This window comes from Phenylobacterium sp., from assembly GCF_036402295.1.
GTDB lineage: Bacteria > Pseudomonadota > Alphaproteobacteria > Caulobacterales > Caulobacteraceae > Phenylobacterium.
In genome coordinates, this window is the sequence record NZ_DASWTE010000103.1 from 1 (window position 1) to 12433 (window position 12433).

Below are 12433 nucleotides of genomic sequence, written 5' to 3' on the forward strand. Positions count from 1 at the left end.
GGCGAGCGCCTCGCGGATCTGCCGCAGCAGGCTCCGCTGTCCGCGTATGGCGACTGGCGCGGCCATCGTGAGCGAAACGTCCTCCCTGTCCCTTGCCCGCTAGCTAGCAGTTTTGTCTTTCAAAACCGAGACTCAAAGCCCGTCCGTGCCCTTCCCGACACAAATGCATGTGTTTGGGGCAGAGCTCGTTGTCCAAGACGTTCGTGAGTGGGAGCGGGAACCTAAGCCGCCGCCTGGACGTCGGTCTCGCGGATCAGCAGGTCCTCGTAGAAGGCCCCGATCTGTCGTGTCGGGTGGCCGATCTGGATCTCCAGGATCCACAGCCCCGTCGTCGGCAGGCCGTCGAAGTCGCCCAGGGCGCCCGCCTTGTAGATCGCGTGCGGGAAGTCCGACACCCGGTGGCCCTTCACCTCCCAGTTCAGCACCCAGCCCTTGGCCTCGGCCCGCGCCTTGGCGAAGGCGTAGAGCGCCGGCCCGCTCAGCCTTTCGTCGCGCCAGCGGGCGGCCACCTCGCACCAGAGGTCGCGCGCGGCCTGCGCGCAGGCGGCCATCTCGGGGTCGTCGCCGACCACGAAGGTGTCGCCCGCATCGCCCTCGTGCCCGTCCCAGACGACGCCCAGGTCGACGTAGAAGATGTCGTTGGCCTGCAGCACGTAGTCCGGGGTGAACTCGCCGAAGAAGGTCTTGGTGGAGTCCGGCCCGAAGCGGACCACGTTCCGGTGCCACAGCCGCTCCATCCCCATGGCCTCGAGGATCTCCTGCGCCACCTCGCCGCCGCGGCCCTCGGTCATGCCCGGCCGGATCGCCGCCCCGATCCGCCGCACCGCCTCGAACGTCAGGTCGCGGGCCTTGATCATCGCGGGCAGCGAGAAGGCGGCGCCGACGGCTTCGCGGTGGGGATGGTGATCGGACATCGGGCGGCTCCGAGGGGTGCGGTGGGATATAAAGACATCCTTATGTCTTCTCAAGGTGGCCGCGCCCAAAACCTCCCCTGCGAAGCGGGGGAGGGGGACCACGAAGTGGTGGAAGGGGGCGGCGCCACCGGCAAGGCGGATCGATCGGCAGCGCACGGCCCCACCGCCCCCTCCACCACTTTGCGGTCCCCCTCCCCCATGCATGGGGGAGGTTTTGGTCACGCGTCGACGAAGATCCGCCGGAAGTTGTCGGCGTAGAACTTGTCGCGCACCGCCGCCGGCCGCTCGCCCAGCGCCGTCTCGAACCGGCCGATCGGGTTCCGCCCGCCCTCGATGTGCGGATAGTCGCTGGAGAACAGGTAGAGGTCTTCGTTCGACTGGTCGATCAGCGCGCCCACCTCCTCGAACACGAACGGCGTGAACGCCAGCTGCTGGGTGATCTGCTCCGAGGGCTTGCGGCGCAGCGCCTGCAGGTTGGCGTCGTTGCGGCTCCAGTGCTTCACCACCCAGTCCAGGCGCCTCAACAGCTCCGGAACCCAGCCCGCGCCCAGCTCCACGCTGGCGCCGCGCAGCGCCGGATGCCGCTCGAGGACGCCGTCCAGCACCATCATGGTCAGGAACTGCTCGGGACCTTCGTGCAGCAGGGCGATGTCCTTGGTCCGCAGGTTTTCGCCGCCGCCCAGCCAGTCCTTCGTCGGCGGCCGGCCGTTGTTCATCCAGGCCTTGGCGAGCTGCAGGGGCGCCCCGCCCACATGCAGCAGGAACGGCGTCCCCGTCTCGGCCAGCCGCGCCCAGAACGGATCGAGGTCCACGTGGCCGGGAGACCGCTCGCCGCAGGGCCGGTGCGGCACCCAGGCCGCCTTCAGCCCTGCCGAGAGCGCGAACTCCAGTTCGGCCATCGCCAGGTCCGGGTCGTCCAGCGGCACGACGGCCACGCCCATGAGGCGCGGGTCGTCCTTGCAGAACTCAGCCATATGCCGGTTGTGCGCCCGCGCCGCGCCGTAGCGCAGGCGGTGCTCCAGCTTCGAGCTGGGCGAGAACGGCATGGCCACGCTGTGGGTGGCGAACACCAGCTGCTTCCTGAAGCCCAGTAGGTCCAGCGCCTTGGACCGGTCTGCGCTGTCGAACGCGCCCAGTGCCTGGATCTCCTTGGACTTCTCGATCAGCTTGTCGCCCAGCGCGATCTGCGCGGCCACGTGCTCAGCGCTGTGGCGGCCGCCCTGGCCGACGATCACCGCCACCTCCTCGTCGGTGACGATCGAGGCCGAGTAGCTCACCTCGGGGATCTCGTCGCGCAGGTCGGGATCGGCGAAGTCCTTGAGGAAGCTGGGCAGCTCCATGATGTGGCTGTCCGCGTCGTAGGCTGTCTCGATGCCCTGGGCGGCGGTGTACGTCTCGCGAACGTCGGCTTCCATGTCGTTGGTCTCCCTCCCGCGGCGGCGCGGGGCCGTCTTCGCGGCCTGCTGGAAGCTTGCCGTCAGGTCGCAACCGATCTCAAGCGACCATTCCCCGTGGCCGTCGCCCGGCTGGGTCGGGCGTGCGCTCAGAACTCGAAGGCGTACTGGGTCGCGCTGCGCGGGTTGCGGCGCGTGGCCTCCAGGGCTGCTGTCCGCGCGCGCCGACCATCTCCCGCGGCGTCGGCCGCTAGCGACAGGATCCAGTAGGCCTCGGCGGTGTCCCAGCCGCGGCCCAGGTGCTGTTCGATCAGGCGCGCCGCCGCCTGCGGCTTGTGGTTGAGCAGCTGGGCCTTGGCCAGTCCGACCGCGGCCTCGCCGTTGGGGCGGTTCCTGTAGTTGGCCTCGGCGAGCGACAGGGCCGTGGCGGGTTGCGGCGCCGCGCTCAGGTAGTGGTCGAGCGCATGGCCGGCGATCGCCTCGGGGAAGCGTTGCGCCCGTTGCGCGTAGGCGGCCTCGGCGCGGGCGAAGAGCTGGCGCGCCGTCAGCGCGCGCCCGGCCTCGGCCTCGATCGAGCCCAGAGCGTCGAGGTACTCCGGCGCGCCGGTCCGGCGCACGACGGCCTCGTAGACCGGCTTCGCCGCGGCCGCGTCGCCGTTCAGGGTGGCGACTTCCGCCAAGTGTTCTTCGTTCAGCCAGTAGCCGGGCAGCCGCTCGTCGGCCAAGGCGAACAGCGCGCGCGCCTCGTCCAGACGGCCCCGTTCGAGTTCGATCAGGCCCCGCTGTAGGGCGAACCAGCTCCGGCGGACGGGGGCGGCTCCGAAGGAGCGCTTCTCCGCGGCTTCCATGAACGCCAGCGCTTCGCCGGGTGAGCCGGTCTTGGCGCTGTAAAGGGCCAGCTGAACGTAGGTCTGGGGCGTGCCGACCTGGTTGACGAGCGCCCGGTAGATGGCGCCCGCCTCCTCATAGCGCCCGGATTGGAAGGCGATGTCGCCGCGAAGGCCCAGGGCGTCGGGCTCGCCGGCCAGGCGCGGACAGCGGTCCAGGGCCTGCGCCGCCGGACGCAGACGATGGAGGGAGAAGAGCAGCCTCGCCTTGGCCAGGCACAGCGCGTCGGACGGCGGGAACTGGGCTTCGAGCCGGGCGATGAGCGCCTCGGCCCGTGCATAGTCGTCGTAGCTGCCGGTCAGGCGCGCACGTTCCGCATAGAGCCCGACCAGTTCCAGCGGTACGAGCGCGCTCTGCATGCGGCCCTGGGTCGTGGCCTCGCCCGAGGCGATGGCCGCGTTGTAGTCGGCCAAGGTCTTGTCGAAGCTGGGCGCCGCGGCCGCCGCGGCCTGCACGCCGGCCGGCCGCTGGGGCTGGCAGGCGGACAGGCCCCACGCGGCCGCCATGACCAATGCCGCGGCGATCCCCGCCCCTGCGGACAGGGCCGACCTGGCCGTCACGGATAGGCTTGCCGCAGGAACGGGAAGGTCGAGGGCGAAAACACGTTGCTCTCGTCGCCGGTGAACCGGCAGGGCGCCGGGCAGGGCGTCCCGGCCGGGCCGTTCCAGGTGTCGATCACACCGAGCAGGCTGTCGATGTGGTGCGGCGCAGGACCGGCCCCGACGGGCGTGAGCCGAAGCAGCGCCGCCGCCAGCAACCGGTCGGCGACCGGATCATCGAAGGTCCGCCCGTTCGGGAAGCCCTGCGGCGCGGCGAAGTCGAAGGTGATGACATCGGGGATGATGACCGGCGCCGCCTGGGCGACGCAGACGTCGACGTTGACCTCGGCTTTGGTCGTGGCGCCTCCGGCAGGCTCGGTCGAGCAAGGGGTCAGCCCCAGCGCGCGCAGCTCGCGGCCCAGCTTGAAGTGGATGTTCTGCAAGGCGTTGCCCTGCGGCCCGGCGACATAGATCGCCGCGAAGTCCCGGGCGTCGTTGACCGGGTCGCCACGGTTGAGCTGGTCGCGCTGGTCATTGAAGGTGTTGGTGGCGATGCCGGGGTTCAGGATCGCGCCGCTGGCCGTCGTGATGGTCACCGTCGTGGCCCGCGACAGCAGGGCGGTCCCGACGGCCGGAGCCCCGGTGCGATCCACCCGCAGGAAGGTCGCGGAATCGGCGGGCGTCGTGTCGAACACGTAGGGACTGGATTGCCCACCTGGGGTCGGCGGCGGCGCATCGTCGTCGGATCCGCCGCCGCAGGCGGCGAGGAGGGTCATGGCCGCGAGACCAGCGAAGGTGGCCGTGCGCTTGGCGAGGGTCATGTGCAGGCCTCCTACTGAACGCGGCGGGCTGTGGTGGCCCACACCTGAAGTTTCGGGCGGATCCCGTTCACCGCCGGGGCGACGGCGTCGATGTCCATCTCGAAGACGATGGCCGCGACGTTGCGGTTCGCGAACGAATCGCGCCGGGCCCGCGAGCCCAGGCCGAAGGAGGTGACGAGATATCCGGCCGCGGGCGGCGCCGCGTCGAAGGCGGCGATCATGCCGTTGTAGCCTTCGGCGTCGAAGAAGAAGGGGTCGTTGCGGAGGCCCGCGAAGGCTTTCAGGCCCGTCGATGAGGTGAACACGGTTTCGATCGCGCCGATGAACGTGCCCCCGGCTCCCGGGACGTTTTCCAGTTGGACGGCGCCGCAGGCATTGGTGCCCGACACCGTGCCGAACCGCGCGACCACCTTGACCTCGGGAATGCTGTCGAACGTCCCTGCAGCCGAGGCGCGGTCGATGTTCAGGACGTAGATCACGCGCGGGTCGCAGGGGAGGGTCTGGTCGATGCGCGACCGGGGCAGGGGACGCCCGCCGAAGGTGATCGACCCCACCAACCGCCTGTTGTTCTCGGGCGAGACGAACAGGAACACGTCGGCCAGGTCGGCGGCCTGGTCGGCATCCGCCCCAGGTGACTCCGCGTGGTCCGCGGCGGTTGCGAAGCCTTCGACAAGAAGAAGCGGGGCCAGAATCGCGGCCAACAAGCGCTTGCGCAGCATGAACGGCGCCTCCCTCGATTGTGCTCTCTACGGCCGGCCGCAGCCAACTCGTGGGCGCTCCACACTAGAGGCAAAGAGTCGACCCCGCATAGCTTGTTCGATGAACAAGATCATGCGGGCAGCCGCCAGAGTGATCCGCCGCCAGGCGGACCCCCTGTCTGACCTTCAGACGCTCGCGCGCAGGGTGGCGAGAAGGTCATCCAGCTGCTCGAACTGCTCGGGCATGGCGTCTTCCATGCCGAGGAAGGCCTCATCGAGCGCTTCCGTCGAGGGATAGAGTTCCTGCAGGACCAGCAGGGTCCCGCCGTCCTTTTCTTCGAAGGTCACCGTGGTGACGGCGCCGCCGCCTTCGTCGTTGGTCCAGACCAGGCGCGACGGCGGCGACACCTCGAGATACTTGCCGAAGAAGGCCATGGAGTCCGCCGCGTCGTGTCCGAACGCGATGCGATAGCCGCCGCCGGTGCGAACATCCATCTCGCAGGACAGCAGGGGGACGCCCATCGATTTGGGCGCCCACCACAGCTTGAACAATTCGGGCTTGGTCCATGCGTCGAACACGAGACGAACCGGGGCGTCGAAAATTCGCGTCACGACGAGTTCGCGCTCCGACCTCCGCTCGACCGCCGTGCGGCCCTTACTCGCTCTTTCACCCATCGGCCTTCTCCTTCCGTTTCAGGGCCTCGACGACCTCGTCCAGCGCGTCGAAGCGTGCGTTCCAGATCTGGCGGCGCCCTTCGATCCAGGCCGCCGCTTCCTCGAGCCCGCGCCGGCCGAGCTTGCAGGTCCGCACGCGCCCGACCTTCTGCGTCGTGACCAGCCCCGCCTGCTCCAGGACGCCGACGTGCTTCTTCATGCCCGTGAGGGTCATGTGGAACTTCTCGGCCAGCTCCGTGATCGATGCATCCGCCTGTCCGAGCTGCTCCAGAATGCCGCGCCGCGTGGCGTCCGAGAGCGCGGCGAAGGAGGCGTCGAGGCGAGCTGTCTCATACTGAACCATATGGTTCAGTGTGTAGCGCGCGAATTGGCGCCATGCAATGGGCGTCGCTCAGCCGCCAGCTGATCGGGAAGGTCTGTGGCCCGCCGCGCCGCTGCCGCTCACCAGTCGTCCGGCCGCTGGAAGCCGCGCTTCCAGTCCGGGAAGGCGCCGTTGCGGGCGGCGAACTGCTTGGTGTTGTGGCTGTACCAGATGTGCCGGGCCTTCGTTTCGGCGAAGAACTGGTAGTAGAGCGTCCGCATGTGCTGCTTCAGGCGGTCGACGATGCGCACCCACTCCGGGTGGCCGGTGGTGTGCGGCCCGCTCGCCGGCTGGAAGCGCGCCTCGTAGACCGACGCGATCCTCTGGTCGGTCCCGAAGATCGCGCGGCCCGTGTAGCTCGGCACCAGGTCTTCGCTGCGCACGTAGTGGATAATGTACGCCGGGGCCGCCGGGTCGGGCGTCAGGCCGTTCGCCGCTGCATAGTTCCGCCCGGCCGGCGCGAACCCTGCCGAGGCGACCCCCACCACCCGTACGGGCGGCGGGGTGATGTTCCGCTTCTCGAAGAACGACTTCGCCAGCGCCCCCTGCACGTCGGCCAGCGCGCCGCCCAGGGAATGGCCGCAGATCAGGATCTGGTCGACGCCCTTGGCCTTCGCCTTCTCGAACCCGCTGCCCAGCAGCGCCATGGCCGAGGTCATCTGCGGCCCGGGCTGGTGCAGCGCGCCGGCGCGGATGTTCTGCAGCCAGTCGGCGACCGAGCTGGCCCCCTCGGTGCCGCGGTTGACGATCACGAGCGAACGGCTGGCTGCGTGGCGCAGGGCGATGCCGTCGTAGCCGCCGGGCGGGCTCACCTGCTCCAGCACCTCCCAGCCCTGGCCGAACTGCCCGTCGGTCTGGCCCGTGTCGCGGTTCTTGTAGAACGAGGCGGCCAGCGCCACCGCGGCGCGGTCGTCGATCGCCGTTGCGAGGCCGGCGGCGTTCACCGCGTCCTTCACTTCCTGGCGGAACGGTTCGTCCATGGCGTCCCCTCGCGCTAGGTGCGTTGGGACGCTGGCACGACCTTGGGTAGGCGTCCAGCCGGCGGCTTGAGCATTGCTCCGCCCGGGCGCATCGTCGCCGGAACGAGAGAGAAGCGGGCGGGGGAGACGATATGCGGAAGTGGCTGGCCTTTGCGCTTGCCTGGGTCCTGATCCTGGGCGGGGCTTACCTCGCGCATTCCATCCAGACCGGCGGCGGGACGACGGTGTCCGAGGTGCGCATGCCGGCGGAGGAAGGCGTGACCGTCTCGGGGCTGCTCTACAGGCCCGCCAACGCCACGGCGGCCACTCCGGCGCCCGGCGTCCTCGTCAGCCACGGCTATATCAACACCCGCGAGATGCAGAGCCCGTTCGCCATCGAGCTCTCGCGCCGCGGCTACGTCGTGCTGGCCATGGACATGACCGGCCACGGCTATTCGGGCGGCATCGTCGGCACGGCCGGGTTCGGCGGCCCCGCGGCCCTGCGCTACCTCAAGAGCCTGCCCTACGTGGACAAGTCCAACATCGGGGTGGAGGGTCACTCCATGGGCGGCGGTCCGGTCCTGGCGGCGGCCAAGGCCGACCCGGACGGCTACCGGTCGATCGTGCTCGAGGGCTCGACGCCGGGACTGCTCGGCGCGCCGGCGCCCGAGAAGCCGCGCAACCTTGCGGTCGTCTTCGGCCAGTACGACGAGTTCTCGGGCCTGATGTGGGGCGTGCCCAAGGGCGGCGACATCGAAAAGTCGCCCAAGCTGCAGAAGCTGTTCGGCGTCACCGGTCCGGTGGAGGAGGGCAAGCTCTATGGTTCGATCGCCGACGGCAGCGCCCGCATCCTCGCTAACCCGCCGATCACCCACCCCTGGGAGCACTTCTCCAGCTCGGGTGTCGGCGACGCGGTGGACTGGTTCCAGCGCACCATCCCGGCGCCCAGGGCGATGCCCGCCGCCAACCAGGTCTGGATCTGGAAGGAGGTCGGCACGGGCGTAGCCTTCCTCGGGCTGGTGGGCCTGATCGTCGCCACCTTCGACCTGCTGCTGGGCCTGCGGTTCTTCGCGGCGTTGAACCACCCGGCCGAACCGGCCACGGAGCGCCGCGACCGCCGCTGGTGGCTGATGCTGGCCATCAGCGCCATCCTGCCGGCGCTCACCTACTTCCCGCTGATGAAAGTGGGGCAGGTGTTCTTCCCGATGGCCCCCTTCCCGCAGTGGGTGCAGAACCAGCTCCTGGTCTGGGCGCTGGGCACGGCGATCCTGACGCTGGTCATCGGGGTTTTCCTGAAGAACCGCCCGGCCTTCACCAACCGCTGGGTCCCGTCGATCCTGGCGGCGCTGGCGACCATGGCCGTGGCCTACCTCTCTATCGTGGTCATCGACGCCCTGTTCAAGGTCGACTACCGCTTCTGGGTGCTGGGCCTGAAGCCGCTGGACGCCACGCGCGCCCTGCAGCTCCCCGGCTACCTGATCCTCTGGACGCTGTTCTTCCTCGTGGCCATCCGCGCGCTCTGCGTCAACATCGCGGTGAGGGGCGAGGGGTGGTTGATGGCGCTGGGCTGGGCCAAGGTCGCCATGGCCGGCGGCTTTCTCGTGATGGTCGCCTGGGAGTACGCGACCCTGTTCGCGACCGGCCTCCTGGGCACGCCCACCGAGCCGCTCAACGCCGTCATCGCCATCCAGTTCGTGCCGCTCCTGGGCGTGATAGGGGTGATCGGCGCCTGGACCTACCGCCGCACCAACTCCTACGTCCCGGGCGCGCTGATCTGCGCGCTCTTCATCAGCTGGTACGTCACCTCGGGCACCGCCAACCACTGGCAGCCGGGGTTCGAGCCGCAGCTTCCGGGGGCGAGTTCGCGGCGCTGATCCGGTAGGCGCAGCGGCGCGCGCCGGCCAGGATGTGGTCTGTGCGCTCGATGCTGACGTCGGGCCCCAGCACGGCGCGGAACACCATCAGCTCGGCGCGGCAGAATCCCTGGCAGGCGGCCGCCGCCGCGCAGATCGGGCAGTGGTTCTCCACGAGGAGGAAGCCGCCGCCAGGGTCGGGCGTCCAGTCGGCCATGTAGCCTTCCGCCGTCCGAATTTCGGCGAGGCGCGCGACCCGCGCCTCCAGGGTGTCCGCGCCGGCCATGGCGGCGGCGTAGGCCGTCTCGGTGGCCTGCTCGCGCCGCGCGATCATCCGCTCCACGCCGGCCTCGCCGAACTCGGCGCGCACCGCGTCCAGCATCTCCAGCGTGAGCTGCGCGTGGGTGTCCGGGAATCGCGCCTGCGCCTTGTCGGTCAGCGACCAGACGCGGCGCGGCCGGCCGACTCCCTTGCGGGCGTCCGTGTGGTCGACCAGTCCGTCGGCGACCAGCCGCTCCAGATGTTGCAGGGTGGCCTGCCGGCTGATCCCGAGCGCGCCGGCGACGGCCCGGGTCTCGGCCGGACCCCGGGTCTTGAGCTGGAACAGGATGCGGTCGGCGGGCGCGTGCATTTGACAACTGACTTGTTGCAAAATCCGGATCGCAGGTCTACCTCGATTTTGACATGTCCGAGATTGTCAAAATGAGCGCTGCGAACCCAAACAGCTGGGCAGACCTCTTGGCCGAGGGCCGGCTGCCGCGCTTCGCCCTGATCATGCTGGGTGTCTGGCTGAACGCCGCGGACAGCCTGGTCACCTCCACCATCCTGCCCAGCGTCGGGGCCGACCTCGGCGGTTACGCCTACTTCTCCTGGGCCACGGCCGGCTTCTTCGTTGGCGCGATCCTGGCCGGCGCCAGCTCTGGCCGCTTGTCGGAGATGTTCGGCCTGCGCTCGGCCACGGCGCTGGCCGGCGTGGTCATGGCTGTGGGCTGCGTGATGAGCGCGGCCGCCCCCGACGTCGGCACGTTCCTCGCAGGCCGGCTGGTGCAGGGCCTGGGTTCTGGCTGGATCTCCGGGTTCGCCATGGTGGCCATCGCGCTGCTGTTCCCGGAGCGCCATCTCGCCCGCGTCTTCGCCGCCGTCACCTTCGTCTGGGGCATCGCCACGGTGCTGGGCCCGCTGTTCGGCGGCGTGGTTGTCGAGGTCGGCGACTGGCGCGACGTGTTCTGGCTCTTCGCCCTGCAGACCGCCGTCTTCAGCGCCGCCGCGCCGTTCCTGCTGGGCGGCTCGGGCAAGGCGTCGGGGGGGCCGGGCATCCCCTGGACCCAGCTCGGCGTGCTGGGCCTGGGCGTCGCCGCCATCGCCGTGGCCGACCTGGTCAAGTCGCCGGTGCTGTCGATCGGCGCCGTCGTGGCGGGCCTGGCGATCCTGGTGCTCGTAGTCTGGATCGACCCCCGGGCGCGGGTCCGCCTGTTGCCGCACCGGGCGGGCGACCTCACCACCGTCAGCGGCTCGGGCTACCTCGCCATGTTCGCGCTCACAGCCGCGTCCATGGGCTTCTCGATCTACGGCCCGCCGATCCTGCAGCAACTGCGGGGCTTCTCGCCGCTGGCGGCCGGCTACGCGATCGGCGCGGAGTCCATGGCCTGGACCGTGGCGGCGATGGCCGTCGCCGGGGCGACCGGGATCTGGGAGACGCGATGGATGCGGTTCGGCGCGCTCTGCCTGGTGGCCAGCCTGGTGATCCTGGCCTTCACCATGGCCGACGGCCACTTCGCCTGGGTGCTGGCCGGCGGCTCGCTGATGGGCGCGGCCTTCGGCTTCTCCTGGGCGTTCATGGCGCGCCAGCTGCTGGCGGCGCTCTCCGACGAGGACCGCGCCATCGGCTCCTCGGCCATCACCGCCGTGCGCCAGACCGGCGCCGCCGCGGGCGCGGCGATCTCGGGCGTCGCCGCCAACCTGGTGGGCTTCTCGTCCGGTCTCACCGACGCCAGCGCGCGGGCGGCGGGCCTCTGGATCTACGTCGCCGTAGTCCCGCTAGCCCTGGTCGGGACCTGGGCGCTCTTCCGGATGACCGCCATCCCTCCCTTGATGGGGAGGGACAGCTCGCCGGAGGCGAGCAGGGTGGGGGAGTGAGGGGCAAATTCGGCAGGTTGGGGAGGGTCGACGCTTCCCACCCGTCTCGCTTCGCTCGCCACCCTCCCCATGAAGGGGAGGGAAACTAGAGCTGGTCCAGTCCGTAGGCGGCGTGCAGCGCGCGTACGGCGAGCTCGGTGTAGGCCGCGTCGATCAGCACGCTGATCTTGATCTCGGAGGTCGAGATCACCTGGATGTTGACGCCCTTGGACGCCAGCGCCTCGAACATCGACTTCGCCACGCCGGTGTGGCTGCGCATGCCGACGCCGACCACCGAGACCTTGGCCACGTCCTCGTTGACCTGGACGTCCTCGAAACCGATCTCGCCCTGGACGCCACGCACGATCTCGACCGCCCGCTGGGCGTCGCGCTTGCCGACGGTGAACTCCATGTTCGCCGTGTCGGCCGTGCGCGCGTGGCTCTGGACGATCATGTCCACGTTCACGTTGGCGTCGGCCAGGGCGCCGAAGATCGCCGACGAGACGCCCGGATGGTCGGGCAGGCCGAAGAGGCTGATCTTCGCCTCGTCGCGGCTGTAGGCCACGCCGCTCACGATCCGCTTCTCCACGATCTCCTCCTCGTCGCACACGATGGTGCCCTGGCCGGGGGCTTCGCCCGGCTCCACAAAACTGGAAAGCACCCGGACGGGCACGTGATAGGCCATGGCCAGCTCGACCGAGCGGGTCTGCAGCACCTTGGCGCCCAGGGACGCCATCTCCAGCATCTCCTCGTAGGAGATCTTGGCCAGCTTGCGGGCCTTGGATTCGATCCGCGGGTCGGTCGTGTAGACGCCGTCCACGTCGGTGTAGATGTCGCAGGCCGCCTCGACCGCCGCGGCGATCGCCACCGCGCTCGTATCCGAGCCGCCGCGGCCCAGGGTGGCGATGCGGCCGTCGCGGGTCACGCCCTGGAAGCCGGCGATCACCGCGATCTCGCCTCCGTCCATGGCCGCGCGCAGCTTCTCGGGCGGGATGTCGTCGATGCGCGAGCGACCGTGGGCGTCGTCGGCGATGATCGGAATCTGCCAGCCCATCCACGAGCGGGCGCGCAGGCCCATGTTGCGCAGCGTCATGGCCAGGAGGCCGGCGGTGACCTGTTCGCCCGAGGCGACCACCACGTCGTATTCGTCGTCGGAAGGCGTCAGGCCCTGGGCGGCCGCGCCGGCCCCGTCGGTCCAGGCCACCAGCTCGTTGGT

12 protein-coding genes are annotated in these 12433 nt (G+C 70.0%); 2 read left to right on the forward strand and 10 right to left on the reverse strand.

The features are described from left to right. Positions 1 to 221 precede the first annotated feature (221 nt). The 8 genes from VGD44_RS06495 to VGD44_RS06530 form a co-directional block, all read right to left on the reverse strand. Positions 222 to 914, reverse strand: a complete 693-nt coding sequence (locus tag VGD44_RS06495; protein ID WP_331085081.1) for a M24 family metallopeptidase — start codon at positions 912 to 914, stop codon at positions 222 to 224. A gap of 218 nt (positions 915 to 1132) precedes the next feature. After that, on the reverse strand, positions 1133 to 2329 hold the full coding sequence (locus VGD44_RS06500) for an amidohydrolase family protein (protein ID WP_331085083.1): 1197 nt from the start codon (positions 2327 to 2329) through the stop codon (positions 1133 to 1135). Positions 2330 to 2457: 128 nt separating this feature from the next. Continuing rightward, positions 2458 to 3702 carry a hypothetical protein gene (locus tag VGD44_RS06505; protein ID WP_331085085.1) on the reverse strand — a complete coding sequence of 415 codons (1245 nt, stop codon included), beginning with the start codon at positions 3700 to 3702 and terminating at the stop codon, positions 2458 to 2460. A gap of 50 nt (positions 3703 to 3752) precedes the next feature. Beyond that, a complete protein-coding gene (locus VGD44_RS06510; RefSeq protein ID WP_331085087.1) occupies positions 3753 to 4556 on the reverse strand; it encodes a hypothetical protein in 804 nt (267 codons plus the stop codon). A gap of 11 nt (positions 4557 to 4567) precedes the next feature. Further along, positions 4568 to 5275: a DUF4331 family protein gene (locus VGD44_RS06515; protein ID WP_331085090.1), complete on the reverse strand. Its 708-nt coding sequence runs from the start codon at positions 5273 to 5275 to the stop codon at positions 4568 to 4570. Positions 5276 to 5440: 165 nt separating this feature from the next. Beyond that, the gene (locus VGD44_RS06520; RefSeq protein WP_331085092.1) at positions 5441 to 5929 is read right to left on the reverse strand and encodes an SRPBCC family protein; all 489 of its coding nucleotides are present in this window, start codon (positions 5927 to 5929) and stop codon (positions 5441 to 5443) included. Then, complete coding sequence (locus tag VGD44_RS06525; RefSeq protein ID WP_331085094.1) at positions 5922 to 6272, reverse strand: metalloregulator ArsR/SmtB family transcription factor; 351 nt, start codon at positions 6270 to 6272, stop codon at positions 5922 to 5924. Before VGD44_RS06525 ends, VGD44_RS06520 begins: the two co-directional genes overlap by 8 nt. Positions 6273 to 6370: 98 nt before the next feature. Continuing rightward, a complete protein-coding gene (locus VGD44_RS06530; RefSeq protein ID WP_331085096.1) occupies positions 6371 to 7270 on the reverse strand; it encodes a lipase family protein in 900 nt (299 codons plus the stop codon). A 131-nt stretch (positions 7271 to 7401) separates the two neighbouring features. Between VGD44_RS06530 and VGD44_RS06535 the strand changes: the two genes are divergently transcribed. Beyond that, positions 7402 to 9123 carry an alpha/beta hydrolase gene (locus VGD44_RS06535; protein WP_331085098.1) on the forward strand — a complete coding sequence of 574 codons (1722 nt, stop codon included), beginning with the start codon at positions 7402 to 7404 and terminating at the stop codon, positions 9121 to 9123. Here the strand turns inward: VGD44_RS06535 and VGD44_RS06540 are convergent. Continuing rightward, a complete protein-coding gene (locus VGD44_RS06540; protein ID WP_331085100.1) occupies positions 9050 to 9733 on the reverse strand; it encodes a metalloregulator ArsR/SmtB family transcription factor in 684 nt (227 codons plus the stop codon). The genes VGD44_RS06535 and VGD44_RS06540 overlap by 74 nt on opposite strands. 71 nt (positions 9734 to 9804) lie before the next feature. Here VGD44_RS06540 and VGD44_RS06545 point away from each other — a divergent pair, with 71 nt between their 5' ends. Next, positions 9805 to 11238, forward strand: a complete 1434-nt coding sequence (locus VGD44_RS06545) for an MFS transporter (protein WP_331085103.1) — start codon at positions 9805 to 9807, stop codon at positions 11236 to 11238. An 85-nt stretch (positions 11239 to 11323) separates the two neighbouring features. On the opposite strand, the gene VGD44_RS06550 is transcribed toward VGD44_RS06545, so the two are convergent. Beyond that, positions 11324 to 12433: aspartate kinase (locus VGD44_RS06550; protein ID WP_331085105.1), on the reverse strand; the 1110-nt coding region annotated here is incomplete at its 5' end.

Bases quoted from the DNA above. Each gene is read 5' to 3' on its own strand.
- VGD44_RS06515 (WP_331085090.1), bottom strand. From the start codon at position 5,275: ATGCTGCGCAAGCGCTTGTTGGCCGCGATTCTGGCCCCGCTTCTTCTT.
- VGD44_RS06520 (WP_331085092.1), bottom strand. From the start codon at position 5,929: ATGGGTGAAAGAGCGAGTAAGGGCCGCACGGCGGTCGAGCGGAGGTCG.
- VGD44_RS06535 (WP_331085098.1), top strand. From the start codon at position 7,402: ATGCGGAAGTGGCTGGCCTTTGCGCTTGCCTGGGTCCTGATCCTGGGC.
- VGD44_RS06505 (WP_331085085.1), bottom strand. From the start codon at position 3,702: ATGGCGGCCGCGTGGGGCCTGTCCGCCTGCCAGCCCCAGCGGCCGGCC.
- VGD44_RS06525 (WP_331085094.1), bottom strand. From the start codon at position 6,272: ATGGTTCAGTATGAGACAGCTCGCCTCGACGCCTCCTTCGCCGCGCTC.
- VGD44_RS06495 (WP_331085081.1), bottom strand. From the start codon at position 914: ATGTCCGATCACCATCCCCACCGCGAAGCCGTCGGCGCCGCCTTCTCG.
- VGD44_RS06545 (WP_331085103.1), top strand. From the start codon at position 9,805: ATGAGCGCTGCGAACCCAAACAGCTGGGCAGACCTCTTGGCCGAGGGC.
- VGD44_RS06530 (WP_331085096.1), bottom strand. From the start codon at position 7,270: ATGGACGAACCGTTCCGCCAGGAAGTGAAGGACGCGGTGAACGCCGCC.
- VGD44_RS06510 (WP_331085087.1), bottom strand. From the start codon at position 4,556: ATGACCCTCGCCAAGCGCACGGCCACCTTCGCTGGTCTCGCGGCCATG.
- VGD44_RS06500 (WP_331085083.1), bottom strand. From the start codon at position 2,329: ATGGAAGCCGACGTTCGCGAGACGTACACCGCCGCCCAGGGCATCGAG.
- VGD44_RS06540 (WP_331085100.1), bottom strand. From the start codon at position 9,733: ATGCACGCGCCCGCCGACCGCATCCTGTTCCAGCTCAAGACCCGGGGT.